General features: G+C 60.1%; 21 protein-coding genes and 1 tRNA gene. 10 read left to right on the top strand and 12 right to left on the bottom strand.

What is annotated here, in order from left to right; translation table 11 throughout:
• Positions 1-22: 22 nt before the first annotated feature.
• Positions 23-640 carry a helix-turn-helix domain-containing protein gene (locus AB1286_RS03480; protein ID WP_430361952.1) on the bottom strand — a complete coding sequence of 206 codons (618 nt, stop codon included), beginning with the start codon at positions 638-640 and terminating at the stop codon, positions 23-25.
• Positions 641-1222: 582 nt separating this feature from the next.
• On the opposite strand from AB1286_RS03480, the gene AB1286_RS03475 reads away from it, so the two are divergent.
• The 4 genes from AB1286_RS03475 (at position 1223) to AB1286_RS03460 (ending at position 2760) form a co-directional block, all read left to right on the top strand.
• The gene (locus tag AB1286_RS03475; protein ID WP_430361951.1) at positions 1223-1513 is read left to right on the top strand and encodes a type II toxin-antitoxin system Phd/YefM family antitoxin; all 291 of its coding nucleotides are present in this window, start codon (positions 1223-1225) and stop codon (positions 1511-1513) included.
• Positions 1513-1881, top strand: a complete 369-nt coding sequence (locus AB1286_RS03470) for a hypothetical protein (protein WP_430361950.1) — start codon at positions 1513-1515, stop codon at positions 1879-1881. Before AB1286_RS03475 ends, AB1286_RS03470 begins: the two co-directional genes overlap by 1 nt.
• Before the next feature lie 214 nt (positions 1882-2095).
• Positions 2096-2350, top strand: a complete 255-nt coding sequence (locus tag AB1286_RS03465) for a type II toxin-antitoxin system Phd/YefM family antitoxin (protein ID WP_430361949.1) — start codon at positions 2096-2098, stop codon at positions 2348-2350.
• Positions 2338-2760 (top strand): type II toxin-antitoxin system VapC family toxin, encoded by a 423-nt coding sequence (locus tag AB1286_RS03460; RefSeq protein WP_430361948.1) that lies wholly within the window; start codon positions 2338-2340, stop codon positions 2758-2760. Before AB1286_RS03465 ends, AB1286_RS03460 begins: the two co-directional genes overlap by 13 nt.
• Before the next feature lie 217 nt (positions 2761-2977).
• Here AB1286_RS03460 and AB1286_RS03455 read toward each other — a convergent pair whose 3' ends face one another.
• The 4 genes from AB1286_RS03455 to AB1286_RS03440 form a co-directional block, all read right to left on the bottom strand.
• A complete protein-coding gene (locus AB1286_RS03455) occupies positions 2978-3784 on the bottom strand; it encodes an oxidoreductase (RefSeq protein ID WP_430361947.1) in 807 nt (268 codons plus the stop codon).
• A gap of 27 nt (positions 3785-3811) precedes the next feature.
• Complete coding sequence (locus tag AB1286_RS03450) at positions 3812-6952, bottom strand: efflux RND transporter permease subunit (RefSeq protein ID WP_430361946.1); 3141 nt, start codon at positions 6950-6952, stop codon at positions 3812-3814.
• Complete coding sequence (locus AB1286_RS03445) at positions 6949-8064, bottom strand: efflux RND transporter periplasmic adaptor subunit (RefSeq protein WP_430361945.1); 1116 nt, start codon at positions 8062-8064, stop codon at positions 6949-6951. Before AB1286_RS03445 ends, AB1286_RS03450 begins: the two co-directional genes overlap by 4 nt.
• Positions 8065-8148: 84 nt before the next feature.
• The gene (locus AB1286_RS03440) at positions 8149-8766 is read right to left on the bottom strand and encodes a TetR/AcrR family transcriptional regulator (protein WP_430361944.1); all 618 of its coding nucleotides are present in this window, start codon (positions 8764-8766) and stop codon (positions 8149-8151) included.
• Between the two features lie 101 nt (positions 8767-8867).
• Between AB1286_RS03440 and AB1286_RS03435 the strand changes: the two genes are divergently transcribed.
• The 3 genes from AB1286_RS03435 to AB1286_RS03425 all read left to right on the top strand — a co-directional run bounded on the left by AB1286_RS03435 (position 8868) and on the right by AB1286_RS03425 (position 11354).
• Positions 8868-10331, top strand: coding sequence for an efflux transporter outer membrane subunit (locus AB1286_RS03435; RefSeq protein ID WP_430361943.1), 1464 nt, complete (start codon positions 8868-8870; stop codon positions 10329-10331).
• Between the two features lie 201 nt (positions 10332-10532).
• Entirely contained in the window at positions 10533-11006 is a 474-nt protein-coding gene (locus AB1286_RS03430; RefSeq protein WP_430361942.1) for a TetR family transcriptional regulator C-terminal domain-containing protein, read from the top strand.
• Positions 11007-11195: 189 nt separating this feature from the next.
• Positions 11196-11354 (top strand): HepT-like ribonuclease domain-containing protein, encoded by a 159-nt coding sequence (locus tag AB1286_RS03425; protein WP_430361941.1) that lies wholly within the window; start codon positions 11196-11198, stop codon positions 11352-11354.
• Positions 11355-11884: 530 nt separating this feature from the next.
• Here the strand turns inward: AB1286_RS03425 and AB1286_RS03420 are convergent.
• From AB1286_RS03420 to AB1286_RS03410, 3 genes are all read right to left on the bottom strand, one after another.
• Positions 11885-11971 (bottom strand) — tRNA-Leu (locus AB1286_RS03420).
• A 92-nt stretch (positions 11972-12063) separates the two neighbouring features.
• Positions 12064-13821, bottom strand: a complete 1758-nt coding sequence (locus AB1286_RS03415; RefSeq protein WP_430361940.1) for a ShlB/FhaC/HecB family hemolysin secretion/activation protein — start codon at positions 13819-13821, stop codon at positions 12064-12066.
• A 52-nt stretch (positions 13822-13873) separates the two neighbouring features.
• A complete protein-coding gene (locus tag AB1286_RS03410) occupies positions 13874-14407 on the bottom strand; it encodes an acyltransferase (RefSeq protein WP_430361939.1) in 534 nt (177 codons plus the stop codon).
• Positions 14408-15190: 783 nt separating this feature from the next.
• On the opposite strand from AB1286_RS03410, the gene AB1286_RS03405 reads away from it, so the two are divergent.
• Positions 15191-16768, top strand: coding sequence for a hypothetical protein (locus tag AB1286_RS03405; RefSeq protein WP_430361938.1), 1578 nt, complete (start codon positions 15191-15193; stop codon positions 16766-16768).
• 70 nt (positions 16769-16838) lie between these two features.
• On the opposite strand, the gene AB1286_RS03400 is transcribed toward AB1286_RS03405, so the two are convergent.
• From AB1286_RS03400 to AB1286_RS03385, 4 genes are all read right to left on the bottom strand, one after another.
• On the bottom strand, positions 16839-18140 hold the full coding sequence (locus tag AB1286_RS03400; RefSeq protein WP_430361937.1) for an O-antigen ligase family protein: 1302 nt from the start codon (positions 18138-18140) through the stop codon (positions 16839-16841).
• Between the two features lie 17 nt (positions 18141-18157).
• Entirely contained in the window at positions 18158-19333 is a 1176-nt protein-coding gene (locus tag AB1286_RS03395) for a polysaccharide biosynthesis/export family protein (RefSeq protein ID WP_430361936.1), read from the bottom strand.
• Between the two features lie 18 nt (positions 19334-19351).
• The gene (locus tag AB1286_RS03390) at positions 19352-20734 is read right to left on the bottom strand and encodes an undecaprenyl-phosphate glucose phosphotransferase (protein WP_430361935.1); all 1383 of its coding nucleotides are present in this window, start codon (positions 20732-20734) and stop codon (positions 19352-19354) included.
• Between the two features lie 74 nt (positions 20735-20808).
• A complete protein-coding gene (locus AB1286_RS03385; RefSeq protein ID WP_430361934.1) occupies positions 20809-21774 on the bottom strand; it encodes a helix-turn-helix domain-containing protein in 966 nt (321 codons plus the stop codon).
• Between the two features lie 563 nt (positions 21775-22337).
• Here AB1286_RS03385 and AB1286_RS03380 point away from each other — a divergent pair.
• The gene (locus tag AB1286_RS03380) at positions 22338-23837 is read left to right on the top strand and encodes a mannose-1-phosphate guanylyltransferase/mannose-6-phosphate isomerase (RefSeq protein WP_430364974.1); all 1500 of its coding nucleotides are present in this window, start codon (positions 22338-22340) and stop codon (positions 23835-23837) included.
• Positions 23838-23925: 88 nt separating this feature from the next.
• Positions 23926-24096, top strand: a complete 171-nt coding sequence (locus tag AB1286_RS03375) for a hypothetical protein (protein WP_430361933.1) — start codon at positions 23926-23928, stop codon at positions 24094-24096.
• Positions 24097-24194 lie beyond the last annotated feature (98 nt).

Raw genomic sequence — 24194 nt, 5'->3', positions numbered from 1 at the left:
CGTAGTTGGCGGCCGCGCCGTTCTAGCCCAACGTAACGTGGGAGCAGACCCAAAGGACTTTGGCGTCTTCATCGCCGCCGGAGACGCAGGCATGCCCCATCGCGCTATCGAAGTACATCGCGTCGCCCTTGTTCAGGCTGTAAGGGGCATAAAACTCGGTATTGACGACGACGGTACCTTCGAGGACGTAGATGAACTCTTCGCCGGCATGACTGAGCAGGTTGCGGAATTCTCCGATGCTGTGCGCTTTGATCGTCGTGAAAAGGGGAACGAATCGTTTGTCGGCGAGGTCGCCGTTCAGCACTTCGTACACATATTGGGGCGTCTCGTGCACGATTCCTTCGCCCGCCTTCGTGATGCTGCGTCGCCCCAGCGGAACCGGCTTCGGCGTCTGACCGAACAACTCGCTGACGTCGACGGATAGACCGATAGCGAGCGCTACGATCTTTTCGTAGGTGGGCGAGAGCTGTCCGTTTTCGATCTTGGAAAGCGTCGAGATAGAAATGGACGAGCGCTTGCTCAACTGCTGCAACGTCAAGCCGGCGCTGCCTCGCAATCTGCGCAGCCTTTCACCGAGCGCGCCGGGTTGCCCGTCGCGACCTGCGCGTTCCTGCACCGCTATGTCTTCTTGACCGTTCACGTATCCTGCGGCCCTTCGCCGGACCCATGCGTTTATGTTCCGTCATTGTATCAAAGCGAAAGAAATTTTCTGATGCGAGAACGGGTCGTGAGCGGGTATGGGACGCTCGTGCCGAAAGCGAACGGCGTCCCGGTGCTCCGGTTCGGGAGTTCGGCTCGGCTTTTATCGATGACTACACTGAATTGAAGTCAGTCTTCATCAGGCACTAGCTTTTGTGCTTGTGCACTTTGCTTCCTGGGCGAAGAAATGAACAAGGCCAGCTTGCGCTGACCTTTTTAAATATGGTGCCCAGGAGAGGACTGGGCCTATCCGGTTTCTTGTGCCAGGAATTGATGTCGCCGTCGCTTATGCCGCCGGCTTTGCTTCGTCGAGACTCATCACGGGCCGAACTTGGCCTCATTCAGCCGGTTTCCTCTGTCGGGAACCGGTCATTCCTCTGACCTCGACCCGAGACTCCGCGTCGAGAAGATCGCTTCCTGGGCGGAACGATGAACAAGATCAGCTACCCTTGCCTCAAGGGCGGGTTCGATTTACATTATAATTTAACGGATAGTGTACAGAATGTGTTAATTGGGGGCGGTAATGAGCTTGCGAGCCTGTGACGTGGTGCCGATTAGCGAAGCGCGAGCACGACTAACCGAGTTAGCCGACGAAGTCGTAGGCGGTGCGGAGAAGGTCCTAACCAAAAACGGCACGTCCTTTGTTGCGCTCGTTGACGCCAAGAAGCTTGACTACTACCACGCGCTGGAGGTTGAGCACGCGAACTTCGTGCTGCTCGATGAGGCGGAGGCAGGTTTGCATGAGCTGGTGGGCGGTCAGTGGGTCGGCAACGATGAGTTGATGCGGGCGTTGACGACGCCGATGAAGTTCTGATGGCCCGGGTAGTTGTCGAGGCGGCGCCCAACTTTCTTGCGACGCTCGATGAAGCTCGACGTTTTCTTGTCGAGCAGGATGCGGATACGGCTGCGGTACGTTATGCACGGCTCCAGGCCGAGCTAGTTGAGATGGTTCAGATGCTCGGTTGGTCGCCAGGATGCGGCCGTTATGCTCGGTTCCTGGCTGCGCGCTCTGCCCAGGCGAGGTTGCGCCTGGCACGCGCGCAACGCCTTGCGGCCGAGGTTGCGTTACCGGATCTGCGTGAATTTGTCCTGGAGCAATACGTGGTGCTCTATGCGCACTCATCGGAGCGCGTCGCGCTGTTGGCCATTAAACACCAGCGCCAGTTTACCTATGGCGCGTAATAGGTAAGCAGCGCGCAGGCCACCGGTACACCGGACGTGTACGCAGACGATTGTGGACATGATGAAAGGCTGCCGAGACTTGACCGACGCGAGAGAGAGCCGACCGTGCTTACGGGGAGAACCGTAACAACCACGGCACGCTCGCAAGCAAGTCAGAGGACTGGACAAATTACGCAAATTACGTAAAATACGCATAATTCTGACCGGGGGGCTCATGACTACTGTAACCGCCACCGATCTCGCCCGCCGTACGAACCAGGTGCTCGACGCCTTGGCGCGCGGGGAATCGGTCACCATCACTCGCAATAACACCGTGCTTGGCACGATCAACCCGCCCGAGCGGGCTGTCACACTTCGCGACGCCTTCGAGCGCATCCCAAAGATGTCGCCCGAGGTTGCCGATCGGTACATGGCTGATATCCGAAATGCTGAATTCGACGACGAGGTGCGTGATCCGTGGCAGAAGTAATCGTCGATACATGTGTCTGGATCGATCTCAGTAAAGGCGCTCTCGACTCCGAAGCGATCTACAACGTCGCTGGGTCCCAATTGGTCCATGTCTCCGCGATCTCGCTTGGGGAATTGGAATTCGGCGCGCAACTTCCAGGCGACGTTCGCGAGCGAGCAGAGCGCACTGCATTTCTGCGTGCCATCGAACGGATGTCGGTGCTCGCAGTGACGCGAGAGACCGCTCGATCATTCGGGCTGCTCGCGACCATGATGAAGGCGGCGGGCCGTAGCCCGCGCCCGCGTTATAACGATCTCTGGATCGCTGCTCAGGCTCATGAACATCATCTGCCGCTTCTCACTAGCAATCCAGATGATTTCCGCGCACTAGACATGATCGAAATCATCGAGGCCCCGAAGACGGCTCATTGAATGCAGGCGTCGCGCGGTTTATCCCAGTGAACGCTCCTTTGCCGTGGGATAAAAACCGGACAACGATTCCCTATTTGGTGAGCCTGCGTATCGACTCCGGCTATTGATATAGCCATCAGCAGCCTCACGTGCTGTCGAGGCGATGAGCGATTAGTCGGATGGCGGCACTGAGAACAAAGATCATTGAGTTCTGGCCGTGATGAATTCAGGTGCGCTTTCAAACCAACCCAAATGTTTTCCGCAGGCTCGTATCGACTGGTCCAGCAGGCATGAAGCGACGCAATTTGCTCAGAAGAGAGGCTTGGCCTTTCGGCGTGCGCCGCATTCTCCATGCGCCCAAAGCGGCATCGACAATCGTGGTGGCGACACCATCCGGTGCCGGCGCCTCGTTGACACTCTTCTGAATTGCACGTGACACGACCGCGCGGTCGTCGTCATAGGCCGAGATTTTTGAAGCCGCATGGGGCGCATTGAGATCCAGATTGGTCCTGGTGTAGGAAGGTTCGACCAGTACAACGCGGACGCCGAACTTGCGCACCTCGTGATCCAGGGTTTCGGACATTCCCTCAACAGCATGCTTGGAGGCCGAATAGAGCCCCATGTACGGAGCCGGAAGAAAGCCCAGCACCGAGCTGACGTTGACGATTCTTCCCGAACCCTGCTCGCGCATGTGTGGCAGTACCGCCTGTATCGTGCGCAGGATTCCAAAGACGTTGGTTTCGAACAGCGACTGCGCTTCGGCAAGCGATGTTTCTTCCGTCGCACCGAGCAGGGTCACGCCCGCGCTATTGACTAGCACATCGATGCGCTTGGCCTGCGCGATGATGCTCTGGAATCCACGTTGGACGGAAGCGTCGTCACGGATATCCATCTCGACCTGCACAACACCGGGTATCGACGGTGCTTTTGTAATGTTGCGTACGGTGCCGAATACCTTGCAGCCCCGTTTGGCAAACTTTTCTGCGGTGGCACGTCCAATGCCCGATGACACGCCGGTAACAACGACAACGATCGAATTCGACATAGTAGTTCCTTTGGAGAGTGACGTTATTTATCTCTGGTTGGCGGACGAGTCCTCAAACATCTGCTCCGCAGGTTGTGCCCGTTCGTGCTTGCCTCCTTGTGGATCAGCTGTACTACCCGGCCTGATCTTGAACCAGATGGAATACATGGCGGGCAGGAACATTAGGGTCAAAATCGTCCCAGCAAACGTACCGCCGATCAGTGTGTACGCGAGCGTCCCCCAGAACACCGAATGCGTCAGCGGAATGAAGGCGAGGATCGCCGCCATGGCCGTGAGAATCACAGGCCGGGCGCGCTGCACCGTAGCCTCGACCACTGCATGGAAAGGATCCAATCCCGCCAGCTTGTTCTGATGGATCTGCCCGATCAGAATCAGCGTGTTGCGCATCAGAATCCCGGATAGCGCAATGAGGCCGACCAGCGCATTGATGCCGAACGGCTGACGGAACAGGATCAGGGTCGGGACCACGCCGATCAAGCCGAGCGGGCTCGTCATGAATACCATGACCATCGCGGAGATCGAACGTGTCTGGAAAATGATGATGACGAGCGTGACCGCCAGCATGATCGGGAACAGCGGCAACATGGCCTTCGTCGCTTTGCCCGATTCCTCGATGGAACCGGCCTGCTCGATCCGGTAGCCCGCTGGCAGCTTGGCGATAATCGGTTGCAGCTGCTTCGTCATCGCGGTCGACACGTCGGGCGGCTGGAGATTGTCGGCGACGTCGCCCCGCACTGTGATCGTCGGCACGCGATCGCGCCAGCGCATGATCGGCTCCTCCATGCGCACTTCGACCTTGCCCACCTGCGATAGCGGGATGCGTTGCCCACCCGCGCCCGCCAGCGTGAAGTCGCCGATCTTTGCCGGGTCGAGCCGAACGTCGCCGGCCGCACGCGCCACAACCTGTACGGTTCGGATGTCCTCACGCACCTGTGTGACGGGGACACCCGTCAGCAAGAATTGCAGTTGTTGGGCCACGGCACTGGACGTCAGCCCGAGCGCCTCCAATCGATCCTGCTGCAAGGTGAAATGCAGCGTGGGCGAGCGCGTGCCCCAGTCTGAATTGACCGTGCGCATCATCGGGCTGGCATCCATCACTTGCTCGACTTGGGCTGCGATACCGCGCAGCTTGTCCGGATCCGGGCCAGAGATACGATAGGCGACAGGGAACGGCGAATACGGACCGAATACGAGTTGAGTGACCCGCACGCGCGCCTCCGGAACGAGACCGTTGGCGATGGCTTGGCGCAGTCGCTGTTTCAATGCATCGCGTTCTTCCTGACTGTCCGTGCGCACTACGATCTTGGCAAATGACGGATCGGGCAATTCCGGCCCCATGGCCAGGTAAAAGCGTGGCGCACCTTGCCCGACGTAAGCCGTGACGATCTTGGCTTCCTTCTGTTTAGCCAGCCACGTCTCCACCTTCTCGGTCGCGGCGCTGGTTTGCGAAATGGACGTGCCATAGGGCATCTGCACCTCGACGAGCACTTCAGGACGGTCCGAGATCGGGAAGAACTGTTTTTTGACCACCCCCATGCCAAGAATAGCCAAGACGAAAAGCCCCACGACCGAACCGGCGACCAGCCATTTGCGCGCGATGACGCGCGTGAGCAGTTGACGGAAGCGGTTGTAGCGCGGCGTGTCGTAGATTGCGCCATGGCCACCTTCGACCTTTTTGAAGTTGGGCAGCATCTTCACGCCCAGGTAGGGCGTAAAAATCACCGCGACAAGCCAAGATGCGATCAGCGCGATGCCAACGATCCAGAACATGTTGCTGGTGTATTCGCCGGCGGTGGACCGCGCGAAACCGTTGGGCATGAAGCCGACGGCCGTCACGAGCGTGCCCGACAGCATGGGCGCGGCGGTGTGACTCCAGGCATAGGCGGAGGCGGCCACGCGGTTGTAGCCTTCTTCCATCTTCACCACCATCATTTCGATGGCGATGATCGCGTCGTCCACCAGCAGGCCGAGCGCCAGGATCAGGGATCCAAGCGTAATGCGGTCGAAGTTCTTGCCGGTCGCGGCCATCACCACGAACACGATGGCCAGCGTCAACGGTACGGCCGCTGCAACCACCAAGCCCGCGCGCCAGCCCATGCTCACGAAACTCACGAGCATGACCACCAGCAACGCGGCAAAAAACTTGAGCATGAACTCGTCGACCGCCGAATGAATATTGACGGCTTGATCGGTGACCTTGGTCAAGCTCATGCCCAGCGGCAGTTCGGCGTTGACCGCGCGGACTTCGCCGTCCAACGCTTTGCCGAGTTCGAGCCCGTTCCAACCGTCGCGCATGACGACGCCTAGCAACAGCGCAGGTTCGCCGTTGTTGCGGATCATGAATGTCGCCGGATCTTCATAACCGCGCGTGACGGTAGCGATATCGGAAAGCTTCAGCGTACGACTTTGTGCCACGATCGGCGTATCGCGGATCTTCTGCAGCTTGTCGAAGGCGCCGTCCAGGCGAATGAATACCTCCGGACCCTTGGTTTCGACGGAGCCGGCTGGCGTCAGCGCGTTCTGGCCATTGAGTGCGGCGAATATATCCTGCGGACTTACGCCCAGCGTTGCCAAGCGATCGTGGGAGAACTGGACGTAGATGCGCTCGGCCTGCTCGCCGATGATGTTCACCTTCTTCACGCCCGGCACGTGCAGCAACCGCTGGCGCAGCGACTCGGCATCGCGCACGAGCAGGCGCTGCGGCTCGCCCTTGGCCTTCAGCGCAAAGAGTGCGAAGGTGACATCCGCGTATTCGTCGTTGACCATGGGCCCGATCACGCCAGCCGGTAGGTTGGCGGCTTCGTCGCCGATTTTTTTGCGTGCCTGGTAGAACTCTTCCTGCACTTCCGACGGTGGGGTGCTGTCGAGCAACGTCAGGGTCGTGAAGGCCAGGCCGGGCCGCGTGTAGGTCTCGGTGCGGTCGTACCAGCGCAGCTCCTGCATGCGCTTTTCGATTTTCTCGGCGACCTGATCATGCATTTCCTGCGCGGTGGCCCCAGGCCACGCGGTGACGATGGTCATCACCTTGACGGTGAACGCCGGGTCTTCCGCGCGCCCCAGCTTGAAGAACGAGATGAGACCGGCAAGCGAGATCAGGCAGATCAGAAACAGGGTGATGGAGCGCTCGCGCACGGCGAGCGCCGACAGGTTGAAACGGCCTTCACTCACGGACGGCCTCCCTCGGAAGCCACGGCGACGGCTTGCCGCGCCAACCGTACCTGCTCACCTGGGCGCAGCAACTGCGCGCCGAGCGCGACGACCCTTTCCCCTTGCTTCAATTGACCAACAACACGAGCGCTTTCGTCGTCAAGACGTTCGACCGTTACCGGCCGCCAGGAAACCTTTGCCGGTTCGCCGTCGATGACCCACACCCCGGGTCCCTTGCCCGTATCCAGCAGGGCGCCTATCGGCACTTGCCATCCACCTTGCGCGGCGGAACGCGCATCCGGCAGCTGTATCGTTACCGTAGCGCCCAACGGGGCATCCGCCAACGCACCTTGCAGCACATAACGTGCTTCGAAGGTGCGGGTACGCGGGTCCGCCGCATCCGAGAGCTGACGAAGGGTGGCCGGTTCGCTAACGCTGCTGTTGCCGAACAGTGTGGCTTGCGCGATCGAACCGATGGCTGGGCGCAACGTTTCGGGTAGCTGGATCACGGCCTCGCGACGCCCGGCGTGGGCGAGGCGCACCACGGGCTGTCCCGCGCTGACGACTTGGCCCGGCTCGGCCAATGTTTCCATCACGACGCCATCGCCGTCCGCCACCAGCTCGGCGTATCCAGTTGCATTGCGCGCGACGTCGGCGTCGGCCTCAGCCGCGCTGAGCTGCGCTTTGGCGGCATCGGCCGCCGCTTTGACCTGGTCGTACGCCGAAGCCGATATTGCGCCGGTGCCGCGTAGGTCGCGGTAGCGCTCTTCGTCCTGCGCGGTTTGCTGTGCCCGTGCTCGCGCGGCGGTGACCGCCTCCTGCCGGGCCTGTGCGGCAAGCTTCAGATCAACGGGATCGAGGCGCATCAGCGGCTGGCCGCGCTTGACGACTTGACCCGCATCCACGAGCCGCTCCAGCACTTTGCCGGAAACGCGAAAACCCAAATCGCTCTGCACCCGGGCAGCTACGGTTCCCGTAAACGAACGCGATGCGGCGGTCGCGCCTTGGACGGTGGCGACACGCACCAGCGGTGCCTCGGTGCGCGGATCGGAGGGTGCCTTTCCGCTGCAAGCGACCAACGCAAACGGCAAGGCACAGACAACGGTAGAGGTGGCGAGGCGGCGCGAGCGCATGAAAGTCCCATCGACGAAGTGATGATGGCTTTCATTATGGTTCTAGTGACTAATGCAGTCAACAGTCACATTCGCTTTATCACGTTACGGCGACAGACTGCGGAGCACCAAGCCGGACAGTTGTGCCGGCGCCTCCTCGGTGTAATCGAAGCTATGCTGCAGGATGAGCGGGTTGAGGTAAGGGCGCATGACCAGATAGATCGCCGCCGCGGTTTCATCGAGAGGAGTCTTCCGCTCGAAGTCCCCGCTCTGTCGGCCCGCCTGTAGGATGTCCTGAAGCAATTTCTGGATGCGCTCCTCATAGGCGAGCGTAGCCTGCCAGTGCTCGGTGGCGGCCGACGCGGCAATCTCATAAAGCTTACGGTCCTGGGAGAACAGGCGAAGGCTTGCCTCCACAATCGCCTTGAACATTCGCCGCAGCTTCTCTGGCGGCCGGTCGGCCTCTTCGACGGCCGCTTTGATCTCGCTCTCGATCTCGCGCAGGCAGTTCGCGCAGATCATCTCGCCGATGGCCTGCTTGGACTCGAAGAACTTGTAGATGTAGGCCTTGGAAAAGCCGATGGCTTTGGCGAGATCGGAGACGGTCGTCTTCTCGTAGCCATATCGGCTGAAGTGCTCGGTGGCGGCAGCAACGATCTGGTCGCGCACCTCATGGTCGGCGGGGCCGCGGGCCGAAACGGGATAGGTGATTGCATTTTTCATGGTTAGCAGCTTACCGCTGCTCTCAAGAATCGACAACAAGTGACTAAAGTGTATTATAGTCACATTCATCCCATTGCATTCTCCTTCACCGGAAGAAGCTCATGCTGCCCAAACACATCCTTGCCGTGCTTATTGTCGCCTGCCTCTCGGCAGGCTGCGCCGTCGGCCCCGATTACGTTCGGCCCAACGTACCCATGCCGGAGCGGTTCCAGGGCCAGGCTGCGGTCGATCGGCGACCTGCAACGGCCAGTGCCGATCTCGTCACCTGGTGGACGGGTTTCGGCGATCCGCAACTGACACGGTTCGTGGCACTCGCGCTGGAGCAAAACCTCGACCTCGCGCAGGCATCCGCCCGCATTGCACAAGCGCGTGCAGGGCTTGGGGCAGCGAATGCCGCGTTGCTGCCGTCCGGTAATCTCAGCGGTCAGGCGGCCAGAGTCTACCAGTCCGTAGAAACGCCCCTGGGACGAGTCTTGAACTCGACCCCTGGTTTTGACCGCTATGGCAATCAATACGAAGCCGACCTCACCGCGAGCTGGGAAGTGGACGTGTTCGGAGGCTTGCGTCGTGGACGGGAAGCGGCGCTTGCCGAGTACCAGGCTTCGGAAGCGGGTGCGGTGGCCACACGATTGGCGGTGGCGGCGCAGACCGCCGATATCTACATCACCATCCGTGGACTGCAAGCCCGTCTGAACGTTGCTCGGCATCAGGTGCAGACGCAGCAGGAACTACTTTCAACCATCAATCTTTTGTACAGCAAGGGGTTGGCGGCCGAGCTTCAAGTGAGTCAGGCCGAGGGGGCGCTTGCCCAGGTTCGTGCATCCGTCCCGGTCCTCGAGACGAGTCTTGACGCGGCCATGAACGCGATGGATGTGATGCTGGGCTCGCAGCCCGGCACACATCGGACGGAGCTGATGAAAGCGAGCGACATCCCGGTCGCGCCGCAGATCGCGGCCACTGGATCTCCGGGTGATCTGCTCAGGCGCCGGCCCGACCTGATCGTCGCCGAGCGACGCCTTGCTGCATCGAATGCGCGTATTGGTGTCGCCATCGCTGAGTATTACCCGAAGCTCTCCCTGAGTGGATTGATCGGCAGCGCGACATCCGTGGCCAGTGGCAATCTCTTCACGGGCGGCGCCAATCAAGTTGCAGGCATGCTGGGGCTGCGCTGGCGTCTGTTTGACTTCAATCGCATCAATGCGCAGATCAACCAGGCCAAGGGCCAGGAGGCCGAGATGTTGGCGGCGTATCGGCTTGCCGCGCTCCATGCAACCGAAGACGTAGAGAACGCTTTTTCTGCACTGGTCAAGCGCGAGGAGCAGGCTGCTGTGCTCACCCAGGGCGTGGACTCGCTGGGTCGCGCGCGAGCGGCGTCGTTTGCAGCCTATCAAAAAGGCGTGGTCAGTCTCATCGAAGTCCTACAGGCCGACGAAAGCTTGCTGCGCGCCTCCGATGAGCGGGTGCAGGCCAAAACGGAATCAGCACGCGCAGCGGTGGCGGCCTTCAAGGCGCTCGGTGGTGGCTGGCAACCCAGCGAATCCGAGGCTGCGGTAGCCATCAGATAACAATCGAACGCACATGTAGTGCCGAAGGCGGAACATGGACTTCGCCATCGTCGTTGCCCCTTGGCCGTTGTTGAGGATTCCTTTCGCCACGGGAGTGATTCATGTGTGGATGCGCTGAGGTAAGTACACGGTCGACACCCAGCATATCAACCCGTGGAATAGGCGAGCGGCTTGCATTGCAGGACTGGACGTCCAAATCCAATGGCGCAACGAAACCCATATCCCAGATGGCCGAACACCTTCTCACATGCCACGCAAACGATTGACGCGCGAAGAGCATCGCGAACGGACTCGCTGTCGTTTGCTCGACGCTGCGGCGAAGACCTGAAAAAGCAGTTCACCTTGTTTTACGCGCAGCGCTATCGCGACCAAAACAACTACGTAATCTGGGCTGAGGCACGACTGCACGCCATGCGTGACTTGGAGTTCAGGCACCGCATGAACGCCACGTGCCTGGAAAAGCGCGATACGATCGTCTACTTCATCGAGCAGTTCTGCGAGCACCTTAACGTGCAATTGCCAGGCGCTTGTTCCGACCACGCGCTCGCTGTCCTCGCGTTGATTGACGGCATCCTCTACTTCAGCATTGCCATGCCCAACGAACTGCCGGAAGCTTCGGCCGAAGCGGTTTTGAGCAACATCTTTACGAGCATGTTCGTCAGTACTCCGATCTGAGAGAAACCGGTTCGCTCTCGTTCGCTGTTCCTCAGTCTGCGTCCGGTTGAGGGATTCAATCCGTTGTCCTCGTGGCCTGATCGAGGCAGCGGACGACGACGCGTTGATCACTGCGACTAAGTCGGCGACGTCTTCTTTGGGAGGTCCGGGGGGGCGAAGGTTACGCTAGATGCGGGCGGTGCTTACGGGATGCGCAATGCACTTGCACATGGCTACTATGCCGTGGACCCCGACATTGTTTGGAACGTCGTGAGAAACGATTTACCATCACTCGCCCGTGACGTTGACGGGCTGTTGCGCGAGTTGATTAAGAGTGATGCGCCTGCGTCACCGGGGCCGGCATCTTAAAGGGAACGTGACGGGGAACTGACTCGTCTGCGAAGTTTCCCGGCAGAGGCGCGAGGCATGCGGAGAGTAGGTTTCCACGAACCCGAACTTTCGTGTACTCAGAAACGTACTCGTTCGACATCGGCTCATCGCGGAACGCGAGCACGTTTCAGGCGCCCCGAAACGCAAAAAGCCCGCAAGAGCGGGCTTCATCGCGAACATCATCCAGTAACTGATCTGGATCTATTTTTCTGGTGCCCAGGAGAGGACTCGGTCACACGAGCGCGACCCCGGCTGCGCTTGCAAGCGCAGCCTTTCGAGTCCTCACGCAAAGTGCGCAGGCACTTTGCTTCCTGGGCGCAATAATGAAAAAAGGCCAGCTTGCGCTGACCTTTTAAAAATGGTGCCCAGGAGAGGACTCGGTCACACGAGCGCGACCCCGGCTGCGCTTGCAAGCGCAGCCTTTCGAGTCCTCACGCAAAGTGCGCAGGCACTTTGCTTCCTGGGCGAAGAAATGAAAAAAGGCCAGCTTGCGCTGACCTTTTTAAATATGGTGCCCAGGAGAGGACTCGAACCTCCACGGTGTTGCCACCGCTAGGACCTGAACCTAGTGCGTCTACCAATTCCGCCACCTGGGCTCGCTGCGAAAGCGAAGGCGCTATTGTAGCCAGTTCGCCGCGACTGTCAACAGTCGTCGATAAATAATCGCATCGCTCAGCCGCAAGAGCCCTTAACTCCCAATCACGATAGACACCTGCGCGATAGGCGCCTTCGACGCACCAGGCACGACAGCCCGCAACGGCTGCCCATACGTCAATCGCGCATTGACGAACCGCGACCACTGAAAACGCACCCCCACGCCGACGCTCGATAACATTCCCGCCTGCACCTCGCCCGGCTGATCGAGCTTGTTCCAAACGTGCCCGGCATCGACAAAAGCAAACGGTTGAAACGCCGGGCCGTCGTCGCCGAAGAATGCGATCGGCGGAGTACGCAATTCGGTCTGCAAATTCCAGCCGCGGTCGCCTTGCACGCTATAGGGCTCATAGCCCCGCATCGTATCGTCGCCGCCCAATCCCATTTCCTCGCTCGGCAGCAAAGTATTCGGCGACCATTGGAAATGTCCCCGTGCCGAAAGCACGAAGCCGGCCCCGATCGTCAAGCTGCGCTCGGCAAGAAGCTGCAAGTACGTATAACGTGCAGTCGCACCGTTGCGCGTGGTGCCGAATGTGCTGTCGGCATTGTTGCCGTCAAGATGTCCCGGGCTTGCGAAGAGCGCGGCGTTCGCATGCGTCTGACCGAGGGCGTCGTTTTTAGTCGCATCGTAAGTGACGACAAACTGATGCACGTGCGTATTGGCGTTGAAAACCTGAAAGCCGCCGTACTCCAAGTCGTTGTTGGAACGTTTGAAGTCATAGCCGAATTGCACTTGCTGTTGCCAGCCGTCGACGAACGGCAAGTGCCGGTCGTAACGGAAGCTGAACTGCGCGGAAATCCCCGATTGATTGAAGCTATCCGGCAGCCGCGGCGTACTGCGCGCATAGACGCCGAACAGCTCGACGCGGTCGAGCCAAGGAAGCGGCGCCGAATAATTGAACGAATGCGCTTCGAGACGAGGCCGGTTCGGCCGCCCTTCGATAGGCGGGTTGCCGCTGAATAAGTCGTTGCTCGCCGTATATTGATACGAGATCTCTTGGTCTAGGCCGAACAAATTGCCGTAGTCGATGCCGGCGAAGAAGCGATCTCGCGCCAAATCGGCCGTCCCGGCGTTGTCGTACCCCGCGGTCACCCGAAGCGGCAGCCGATCCTGCGTTTGCAGGATCACGTCGGTCGAGTTCGGCGTCTCGCCGGGCGCATACACGACATCGACACTCCGATACGGATTTCCATTCAAGAGCGCGAGCCCGCTCAGCACGTCCGACTCGTGAATCGGCGCGCCGCTTTGCAACGGCATCTCGCGCAGAAGCTGGGCCTGCGAAAAGTAGCGATTTCCGCGCGTACTGACTTTGCCCAAATGAAATTCGGTCACGGCGATACGCACGATGCCGTCGCTCACGTCCTGCTCCGGCACGTAGACGTCGACCAGCGGTAACCCGGTGCCTCGAAATCGTTCGATAACCGCGCGGCGGATCTCGGCCAACCTGGCGAACGTCAACGGATGACCGATGTCTTTCTCGAAGCCCGAAAGAAACGCGTCGTCGAGCTCCGGCAAATTGACCGCGGCAACGTGCTTTCCGTCGGGCAGGTTCTGCGATCGCACGACGATTTGCCCGTCGTCCTTCACGAAAACAAGACCGTGCAACACCGCAACAGCGGCCTGCTGAGAGTCGCTTTCCGGCGACGGTGGGCGCGGTGGGGTGCTCGGCCGGCTCGGCGCCGGCGGAGGGGTGGGGGCGAAATCGCGATACGACTGCGCCGCGGCAGTGGCGCTCACCAGGGCCAGCGCCGCCCCGGTCCATTTAAGGTTGCCGCCGAATGTGCGCTTCATGCGCGCGTTAGCTGCATCATTTTGTAGGTCCCCGGATCGCGCTTGCGAATGACTACGCGCGCGCGATGTCTTTGATTTTGCGTGCCGGCACACCGCCGACCAATGTGTAAGCCGGTACGTTCTTGGTTACCACGGCGCCTGCCGCGACGACGGCGGCCTCATGAATCGTGACGCCCGGCAAGATCGTGGCACCGGCGCCGATCCAAACCTTGTCTTCGATGCGGATTTCGTGATGATCGAGTCCGCGGCCGACGTTCGGGGCGAACACGATGTCGTGCGTCGCCGTCTCGAACGAGACGCGAGGACCGATTTGCACGTCCGCACCGATAGAAATCCTGCTATTGCGGCAAGCCAGCCGGGTATCGGCGTTCAAGTACGCACGGTCTCCGATCGAAATGCCCCGAATCGTATCTTCGTTCAAACTGAGTTCGACGCTCAGCGGCCCGATGATCGTCACGTTCGTGCCGATCGCCATGCCGGCCCTGCGATAGAAGATCGGACGGATGCGATTGAATGGTCCATACGTCGGCATTGCATTGCCGAGGCTCATGAACAAGTGCCGCTTGAATGCCTTGAATAGCTTCATCACCCATGCTTGCATGCCAGCGCATCGCGCTCCAATCCGCAAGCCTAACGCAGCCGGTCGGTTCGGTCCTCCAGGTGGCGCATTGAGCGGGTTATTTGTCGCAAATCTCGGCTTCGCTACACGAACCGTGCGCCTCTTCGAGGCAGCGCCCCGCTTAAGTGGACAGCACACGTCATCTCGCCTCGGGCCCGCACGAAGCGACCGAAATCGTCATCCGCCGCGCTTACCCCTACACATAAAGGGTCGAATTTCTTTTTTATTCCATTCCTTTTTTGTGTTCGGCCATCAGGAATATTTTCCGAATTTCCGACAAACATTGTTCGAAAACTAGGGCATTCACCTATGTGGTATCGGTAAGAATGCGTCGCCAAGCCGTAACAAAAAGATACGAAAATACACGCTCCGGCAAGTTTGACCGCGCGGCGCTTTTCTTGGCCTTCCTGTCGGACGAATCCTACACATTCTGCGCATGACCTACGCAATGTTCCGACTACGCTGATTTCGCCGGTATGCGCATTCGCCGATACTGAGTGCCGACAAGTTGCTGCCGCAATCGCCCGCATCGCGCGAGGCATCGAAACGGGGCAAAACGTAGCGGTTCTTCATACGAAACGATGCGCCGGACTACGGCTTGAAAGTTTCGAATTTAGTTAGGAATCCTAACTGTTGTCAGTTGTTCGCGAATGCGCTCGGAAAGCTCGATTTCGTTCTTCGCAAAGCCGCTGGCCTTTATCCCCTGTTTCGCGCGAGCCCGATCTCGACGCTGCAAAGAGACCCCGTAACATGAAACGACGTCAATTCCTCGGCTGCCTGACGGCGGCGGCAAGCAGCTACGTTCTCGTCGCCTGCGGCGGCGGCGGGAGCGGCGCAGGCTCAAGCGGCGCGTCGAGCGCGGCGAGCGGTACGACCGCGGTCGCCAATGCCAGTACGACGGGGACGAGCACGGCTTCGCCCAACGGTACGACCGTGCCCTCGGCTGCCTCTCTCGTGGACAACGCCGCAAACGTTTGGACTCTCTCGAACGGCTACATCTATAAGAATGGCGTCAAGGATCCCAATTCGTACAACGTGATCATGCTGCTGTGGTACGGCGGCTCGGTCTATCAAGAGAACACGAGCAAGGCGTTCTACCAGTACACGGGCACGACATGGGTACAGTGCCTCGATCCGCGCCTTGGCGGCACGTCGGCCGACGGCACGGCGATTCCGCCTGCGCCGTACATCATCGACAAGCAGAACAACCAGTACACGCTGTCGAACGGCTACATCTATAAGAACGGCGTCAAGGATCCGTACTCGTATAACGTGAGTCTGCTGCTCTGGTACGGCGGCATGATCTATCAAGAAGGCACGGGCGGGCAGTTCTACGTCAAGACGTGGATGAATACCTGGAAGCCTTGCCGCGATCCGCGCATCAATATGGCCGCGACCGCGGGTGCGTTCTACGGCATCAACGGTCACTACGACTACCCGTTCACGCCGACGCAAGTCGTGACGGCGTTACAGGCCCTGGGCTGCACGACGTATCGAGTGGGCTGTATCAATACGTCGACGCAGCTAAGCCGGGTGGTGGCCCTGGCCCGGGCGTTCCAAAGCGCGGGCATGACGCTGTTCTCGCTTCTCGACTACGGTCTGCGCGACTCGACCGGCACGCTCTATACGAGCGAATCGGCTGCGTACAGCGCGTCGTATTCGGGTGCGGCGGCCATTGCAACGGCCTTGGCCCCGTACGGCGTCACGATGTACGAATGCGGCAACGAACTCACGCGCGATCCCGCCATCATTTTGAATTCGGCGACGGCCGGTACGAGCAATGCCGACTTCAACAACGCGAATTGGCCGATCATGCGCGGCGCGATCCGCGGGATGATCGACGGCATCAAATCGGTCCAACCCGGCGCGAAGGTGGGTGTGAATTTCTGCGTGGCCGATATCGCCGCGTCCGACATGCTCTGGGACGGCGTGCAGCCGGACGGCTCGGGCGGTTATCCCACGGTTCGTTGGGACATCACGACTTGGCATAACTATCAACCGTACGGCGACATCTTTAACGTCGGCACGGACGGTGCCGGTCCGGGGTTCAATCTGCCTTCGTACTGCAAGGCGCGTTATGGCGTGCCGTTCATGATCACCGAATGGAACGCGAGCCCCGAGCAAAACGAGACGTTCCGTTCGACCTACGTGACGCAGCAATTGGGTGAGTTCTATGCGGCCCGCAAGACGCAGGGGATTCAATCGGTGATGTACTACGAGCTGACGAGCGGCGACTATACGTACGGCATCGTGCTCGACGACCTTACGCCGATTCAACCGACGTACGGTTCGTTCCAGACCTTCACGCGCAATAACCCGGACAATTAATCGATCGGCGCCGGTCGTCTCGGCGAAAAAAATGGCTTGACGCGTCGTGCGCCAAGCCATTTTTTATTTTTTAACGACCGGTGTTCGGTGTCGGGCTGGCCGCGAAACGCGGACCGCGCCGGGGAACCGGCATGCGCGGCGGCCCCGTAGGGACGGGCCGACGCGCGAAAGCGGGGAACGTGACGCGTGCGCGCGAGGCCAACAGCAGGGAGATGACGAGCGCGATCGGAAGCATGTTCGACGGCGTCGTCAATCGGTGCTCGGTGGCCGACATCGCGAGTAGACACACCGACGCGAGCTCGACAAAGCGGAACGCGATGAAGTTTCGACCGTTCTCGCGCGCGGCGGCCCAGGCGCCGCGCTGGCACCAGGTCACGAGGCGCCAATAGAAGGCCAGCATGAGCGCTAGGCCCACGATGCCCAGTTCCGCCAGCAAGTTCAGATACGAGTTGTGCGCATGCGAATCGCTGTGCTCGGCGGTGATCCCGACGGCCCGTCCGAATGCGCCGAAGTAATTCACGACGAAGCCGATCGTATCGTCGAACGAGCCGAAACCCATACCGATGAGCGGGCTCTGACGGAAATAGGCGAGGGCGCGCGGCCATAGCCATTCATATCGGATATCGAGGTTGGCGACCTTCTCGTCGGCGTTCTGAATGCTGAACTGATAGCCCATGTAGTCGGTCGAGCCGTGCGTGTGATACGCGGCGATCGCGAGCGATGCGGCGATGAGGCCGCCGACCATCGTCGCGAGCATCCAGCGTTTGCGGCCGAACACGATGTACGGCAACAAGACGAGGATGCCGAACATCGACCCGCGGCTATAGGTCGAAAAAAGCATCAGCGCGTTGAGCCCCATCAGCGCAAGCAGAGAACGGCTGCGCTTCATCGAATAGCAAGCGATGCCGAGACATAGCAAGATCGCAAGGAAGCCGCCCGCGGCATTGCGTGCGATGAAATAGCTGCCGAACGTATCGGCCGGATGACGAAAGATCGTGAGCAGACCGTTCTGGGCGACGTACCAGAGATAGAACGGCGCGTTGATCAGCACGGCGAACAGGTAAAAGCGCCGCATGACCTTGTTCATATCCCAACGATGCGTGTATACGCATCCCGCGAGGATGGGAATGTACGAAATGAAGAAATTCCCGTCGTGCCGGTAGAAATCGAATTCGAGGAACGATTCGGGGTTGTAGTAGAGCGTCGAGACGATGGCGAACGCGCCGAAGATGACGAGCGGCGTGATAAAGGCGGGATAGCGGCGCCCAAAGAACCGCCACCCGCACAGCAGCACAGGAACGAACCCGATCGCGCTGATCGGAACGAAATTGGTAACGCTGAAAATCAGCGCGATCAGGGAAACGTAGGCCACGCGCGTCCGCCCTCGACTTACTTGGTAACGATTGCCGCCGTCAGACCGGCATTGATCGCAGGCAACAGCAAGCTCAACACGCGGTTGAAGCGTACAAGCGGGCCGTTATCCACGTAGACGACGTCCTTCGGTTGCAGGTCGAATTGATTGGCCAGCAGCATCGAAACGGGCGAGGCCGAGTCCAAGTGGTATACGAGCGGCTTGCCGTTCTCTTCGCGGATTACATAGAGCTGCCGCGGATTCGCCGTTCCCTGGTTGATGAAGCCGGCTTGGCTCAGCGCATCGCTGAGCGTAAGCAGGCCGTCGGTCGTCGGCGTGGCGGCGATCGGCTTATTGACTTCGCCCATCACGTACGCTTGATTCTGATCGCGCGAGGTCACGCGCAGCATATCGCCGGGCTGGAGCAAAATCTCCTGCGGGTTCTTGCCGTTGGCCGTCATCAACGAGAGGTTGATCGGATAGGACGTGCCGTTGCGCGTGAGCGTCAGATGCGAACGGTCGGCGTTGGCCGTAAAGCCGCCGGCGCGGTTGACCGCCTCGGTCAGCGTCATCGGAATATCGTTGATCGCTTCGCCGCCGGGGTTGCGCACCTCGCCGTCCACGTACACTTGTGCCGAACGGTAGGACGCCACCCGCACCGTTACCTGCGGTTCGCGGAATTCCCTGCCCAAATCGGCTCTGACCTGGCGCTGAACTTCTCCGATGGTCTTGCCGGCGGCATGGATCGGATGCGACAGATACGGAAAGGTCAGATTGCCTTGATCGTCGATCACGAAGCCTTGCGTCGGATCGGTCGTCTTGTTGTTTTGCACTTGCTGGCCAAGCGCCGCGGCGAGTTCGGGATGGTCCCACACCGTAATTTGCAGGACGTCTCCCGGTCCGAGCTTGTAGGGGCCCGGCTTCGCGAACAAGTCGAGCTGGCTGGCGACCTGCATCTGGCCGCCGCCGGCGTTCAATTGCTTGATCAGGTTGAGGTCGATCGGCACGATGGGCACCTGCTCGGCATCGCGCACGGTGCCGTCGGACGTCGACGAAATGGGCAGGCTCGGCGGTGTCTCCATATGCTGGCCCGGGACCACCGAGCATGCGGCGAGCAACGTCGAGAGCACGGCGAGCGCCGTCGTGCAGCTCTTGGCGGCGCGTGCGCGCGTCGTATTACCGGTCGGGGCAAGCTGTTGTAGTGTCATTTTCATTGTTTGGCACTCCATGCATCAATAAGCGTTCGTGTGGCGCAGGCCCTTGAAGATCGTCGCAAGGATGATCCGCATATCGAGCCGGAACGACCAGTTGCGCAGGTAATAAAGATCGTGGGCGACGCGCTGCTCCATCTTTTCCACACGTTCCGTTTCACCCCGAAAGCCGTTCACTTGCGCCCAGCCCGTGATGCCCGGTTTGATGCGGTAGCGATGGATGTAACCCTGAACGATCGGCTGATAAAGGTTGTCGTGCTCAATCGCGTGTGGACGCGGCCCGACGACCGACATCTCGCCGCGCAGCACGTTGATGAATTGTGGAAGCTCATCTAGGCTGGTACGGCGAAGGAATGCGCCCACGCGCGTGACGCGCGGATCGCCTCGCTTGGCTTGCTCGAGCACGCCGGCCTTTTGTACATGCACGCGCATCGAACGGAATTTGTAGATCGTGAAGACACGGCCGTCCACGCCCTTACGACGTTGTTTGAAAAAGACGGGGCCCGACGAGCTCAGCTTCACCGCGATCGCAATCGCGATCATCACCGGCGCAAGCGCCAGCAGTGCGGCGGCGGCGAAGAGCCGATCGAACAAGTCTTTCTTGATCAGTGCGCTCGGCGGAACCGGGGACGCGATCAAATTGATCGTCGGCAGTCCTAATAGATTCGTCACGCTGCCCTCGAAGAGCGAGAGGGTACGCACGTCCGGCATGAAACGGATGTTGACGAGGTCGTTGCGGAATTCGTTCACGAGCTTGAGGATCGCGGCTTCCTCCGTCAACGGCAGGGCGAGCCACACCTCGTCGAGATCGTGCTCGCGCACGAATGCAGCGAACGCTTCATGATCGTCGAAGACCGGAATCTCGGGATGCGCGAGCGGCGCGGCGCCGGGATTGACGTTATAGATCGCCGTGGCACGAAAACCCGTGGTGGGCGCGATTTCGATTTTGCGGATGATGTCGTCGCAATGGCTGCCGCAGCCGGCGATGGCGACTTGGTGCAAGTTCATGCCAGCCGTGCGCATGCGGGCGAGCAGTGCGTGCATCCAAAGCCGGCCGCCGATCATCGCGACGCCCGACAGCAAGGACCAATACCCGAACCACAGGCGCGAGACGAGGTTGACCATATGCAGCGAGAACATCAGCGCCATATCGCCCACCTGAACGAGCGCCCAGGCAAACGCGACTTGGCGGATCAGCGCTCGTTTCGAGCGGCCGCGCCACGACTCGTAGACGCCGAACGTCGGAAATACGAGTAGCGACAAAGTGGCGGAAAAGGCGACGAAAGCCCAATACAGGCGCCCGTCGGCAACGTCTTCGAATCGCAGTTGCGATGCGATCAGGGCGCCTAGCACGATCATGCCGACGTCGAATACCCGCGCCCATAGGTCTTGCAGTCCACGCATTTGTTCACTCCCAACCTGTGATCGTCGGTGATCGCCTTGCAGCGATCAGCGCGTCGCGACGCGAAAAGCGCGCGCTACTGACTCAACGCATGCTTGCGATAGATGGTGGGCGATACGCCGTAGCGTTTACGGAACAGTCGCCCGAGGCGATCGCCGTTGCCCATCCCGCAGCGTCTCGCGATTTTGTCGACGGGCAGCTTGGTGCCCACGAGCATCGCGCAGATCGCCTCGAATCGAAGCTGCATCAGGTACTCGAGCGGCGTGACGCCGAACTCGCTCTTGAAGCGCCTCAGGTAGTTGCGCACGCTCATCGCGGCGACGGCGGCCGCATCCGAAACGGAAATGTCGCTGCCGAAGTTTTCTCGCATCCAGCGCGTCGACTCATGAATCTTGTCGACGGTGGTGTTCAGACTCGGCGTTTCGCTGCGCGTCTTGACGACCTCGCCGACGGACGGCGGCAGGCTGCTGGCGATCCGAAGCGACATATCTTCGCCGTGATCGGACGCAATCTGTGTCAATGCCATTTGCGCGGCCTTTTGGTTCAGTGCCCATGCGGGCATCGAACCGGAACCGATCCAGAAGACGGGCACGCTAGGGCGCACGTGTGCGGCGATATCGACACCGAAGGCGGACGCATGGCGCGCTCCGGCCGCGGCCGCATGTGCCGGCGCGTTCGACCCCGACAGCCAGCGAGCGAGCTGGACGTCGAAGCCGGATGTCACACGCACGTCGTTACTGGCGACGTATAACGCATGAAAATCCCCGACCGAATACGCATCGAGCCGCTGAGTCATTACGGCGATCGACGAGGAACTGGTCACGGGACCTCCAAGCTTGGACAGCAACGACACGCGATACGGCGGCTGACCGCTGGAAAAGCGCATCAGTGCGTTGGCCAATTGAAAGACCTCGCTGATCACACCCGTCGTGAACAGGCAGTGACCGTCGAAGATGAGGATCCCGATATGGCGCGCGTCGGCCAGCGAGGTCATCTCTCGCCGCATGACGTGCGGTGAAGTAAGTACAGTGGCGCGATCCACGAAGCTTTCCTCCGCATGGTGAACACACATAGGGTGTTGCGGTGCATCATCGTAATCATCATGATGCCATGTCGATTTTTGTAGAAAAAGCTGGCCGAAATCGACGTGTATTTGGCGCCGGTGGTCGTGTCTCGAAAATATATGCGTCGTAGTATTTTTTATATTTTTGTTATAAATTTTTACAAACGCGGATTTTTTTCATGCACCTCCTCGGTGGGCGGGGAGATAGGCCTGAAGGCCTTGTGCGGCCGAGCTCGGTAAAAAATGTCGGCTATTAATCGGAAAGATTGTCGATTCGCATAATTGCATCGATCTGCCATTTACCGATGTTAAGCGTTCGGGCTAATGTAATGTTTGTCGACACTCAACTAAATCGGTCAACACATCGGGCTTTTGCGACCATCGGGAATGCGCATCAGCATGTCTGGCTATGCTTCACAGCAACATGAACCCAAGCGGTGGGTCGGGCCATTTTTGCGCGCCGTCGCCGCACTTCATGCTCATGGACCCACTAGGAGAACAAGCTGATGAGTACTCCTGTTGAAACGAGAGAAAGACCACGTATGAACGGTGTGGCGACGAAGTTGCGCGCACCGCATACGCTGGCCGCGCAGTCGGCGCTGCGAACGCGGGCCGTCGTGCTCGCGGGCGGCTCGGGTACGCGGCTTTGGCCGCTCTCGCGCAAGCATTTCCCGAAGCAGCTCGTCGACGTGCTCGGGGCGGGATCGTTGCTGCAAATGACGGTCAGGCGACTTCAGCGGCTCGCCGATGTCGAGCTCGCGATCGACGAGTCGCCGATCATCGTGTGCGGCGCCGAACATCGCGCCGTTAGTGCGCAGCAGTTGGAGCAACTCGGCATTCGTGCGCGCTTCATCATCGAGCCGAGCGGGCGCAACACGGCGCCGGCGCTGTCGCTGGCCGCGCTACATGCGCTCGAGGATGGCGGCGATGCCGTGCTCGTCGTCATGCCCGCCGATCACATGATCGCGGATGTGGCGGCGTTCCAGCGCGCCGTCGCGGTGGCTTCGCGTCACGCGGAGCGCGGCGCGATCGTGACGCTCGGTATTCGTCCGACGCGCGCCGAAACCGGCTACGGCTACATCGAACCGGGCGACGAAGTGGACGGTACCGCACGCAAGATTGCGCGTTTCGTCGAGAAACCTCCGATCGAAGTGGCGCGTTCTTACTTGGCCTCCGGCAAGTATTTCTGGAACAGCGGCATTTTCGTGGTGCGCGCGAGCGTTTGGCTCTCGACCTTGCAGCAGATGCAACCTGAAACCTTCGCCGCCTGCTCGGCCGCCTACGAGGGCGGGCAAGACGGGGCCGGAGGTTTCAAGCCGCACGAGCAGCTGTTCGCCGACGTGCCGTCCGATTCTATCGACTACGCCGTTATGGAAAACCTCGCGCGCGGCGGAGACGTCGAGGGCGTGGTGGTGCCGCTCGATGCCGAATGGTCCGACCTCGGCTCCTGGGATTCGGTGTGGGACGCGCTCGGTAAAGACGAGAACGGCAACGTCGCATCCGGTCGTGTGCTAATGGAAGACGCGAACTCGTGCTACGTGCGCGCCGAAAGCCGGCTCGTAACGTGCGTGGGCGTATCCGATCTCGTCGTCGTGGAAACGGCCGATGCGGTGCTCGTCGTCGATCGTTCGCGTGTGCAGGACGTCAAACGTATCGTCGGGCGTATCGCGGACCAGCAAGGTCCCGAAGTCGATGCGCACCGCAAGGTGCAGCGTCCATGGGGCTGCTACGACTCCATCGACAAGGGCGAGCGTTTCCAGGTCAAGCACATCGTTGTCGAGGCGGGCGCGCAGCTCTCGTTGCAGCTTCATCATCATCGTGCCGAGCATTGGATCGTCGTGCGCGGTACGGCGCTCGTGACACGCGGCGAAGAGCAATTCCTACTCGGCGAAAACCAATCGACGTATATCCCGCTCGGCGTCAAGCACCGGCTCGAGAACCCGGGGAAGGTACCCCTTGAGCTCATCGAAGTTCAGTCGGGTGCCTACCTCGGAGAGGACGACATCGTCCGTTTCGAGGACGTCTACGGACGCGCGAACTGAACGGCGCGGCCGCGAGCGATTTTTTTGCGAGCGGCCGCGACGCGTTTGCCGGCGGAGCATACGTAGCAACCGTTTTTGAACTCGATCCATGAACGTTTACGACGCTGCGTTGGAGCATGTCCGAAATTCGATCGCGACGGCGGAAGTGCTGGGCCTGAAGTCCTGCGCGATCCTCGTCTCCGATCTGAAGCTCGTGCTCGAGATGCTGGAGGATGCCGTGCGCAACCAGCAGGGCGGCACGCAACAAAAGGCGCAATAAAGGCGGACGCGATCCTGACAACGCTACATTTTCGAGGACGACGCCAGTGAATGATTTGGCTCTAAATTCTCTTTACGTGCAAACAAGCGGCGAACGCA

Source organism: Trinickia sp. NRRL B-1857, from assembly GCF_050470685.1.
In the GTDB taxonomy this organism is placed as follows: domain Bacteria; phylum Pseudomonadota; class Gammaproteobacteria; order Burkholderiales; family Burkholderiaceae; genus Trinickia.
Note: the sequence above shows the minus strand (reverse complement) of the source record. Positions and strands in the feature narration are given on the sequence as shown.

Coding starts and splice junctions, on each gene's coding strand:
- AB1286_RS03380 (WP_430364974.1), top strand. CDS start 22,338: ATGAACGGTGTGGCGACGAAGTTGCGCGCACCGCATACGCTGGCCGCG.
- AB1286_RS03440 (WP_430361944.1), bottom strand. CDS start 8,766: ATGAAAAATGCAATCACCTATCCCGTTTCGGCCCGCGGCCCCGCCGAC.
- AB1286_RS03475 (WP_430361951.1), top strand. CDS start 1,223: ATGAGCTTGCGAGCCTGTGACGTGGTGCCGATTAGCGAAGCGCGAGCA.
- AB1286_RS03445 (WP_430361945.1), bottom strand. CDS start 8,064: ATGCGCTCGCGCCGCCTCGCCACCTCTACCGTTGTCTGTGCCTTGCCG.
- AB1286_RS03435 (WP_430361943.1), top strand. CDS start 8,868: ATGCTGCCCAAACACATCCTTGCCGTGCTTATTGTCGCCTGCCTCTCG.
- AB1286_RS03425 (WP_430361941.1), top strand. CDS start 11,196: ATGCGCAATGCACTTGCACATGGCTACTATGCCGTGGACCCCGACATT.
- AB1286_RS03470 (WP_430361950.1), top strand. CDS start 1,513: ATGGCCCGGGTAGTTGTCGAGGCGGCGCCCAACTTTCTTGCGACGCTC.
- AB1286_RS03415 (WP_430361940.1), bottom strand. CDS start 13,821: ATGAAGCGCACATTCGGCGGCAACCTTAAATGGACCGGGGCGGCGCTG.
- AB1286_RS03395 (WP_430361936.1), bottom strand. CDS start 19,333: ATGAAAATGACACTACAACAGCTTGCCCCGACCGGTAATACGACGCGC.
- AB1286_RS03455 (WP_430361947.1), bottom strand. CDS start 3,784: ATGTCGAATTCGATCGTTGTCGTTGTTACCGGCGTGTCATCGGGCATT.
- AB1286_RS03405 (WP_430361938.1), top strand. CDS start 15,191: ATGAAACGACGTCAATTCCTCGGCTGCCTGACGGCGGCGGCAAGCAGC.
- AB1286_RS03430 (WP_430361942.1), top strand. CDS start 10,533: ATGGCGCAACGAAACCCATATCCCAGATGGCCGAACACCTTCTCACAT.
- AB1286_RS03375 (WP_430361933.1), top strand. CDS start 23,926: ATGAACGTTTACGACGCTGCGTTGGAGCATGTCCGAAATTCGATCGCG.
- AB1286_RS03465 (WP_430361949.1), top strand. CDS start 2,096: ATGACTACTGTAACCGCCACCGATCTCGCCCGCCGTACGAACCAGGTG.
- AB1286_RS03390 (WP_430361935.1), bottom strand. CDS start 20,734: ATGCGTGGACTGCAAGACCTATGGGCGCGGGTATTCGACGTCGGCATG.
- AB1286_RS03410 (WP_430361939.1), bottom strand. CDS start 14,407: ATGAAGCTATTCAAGGCATTCAAGCGGCACTTGTTCATGAGCCTCGGC.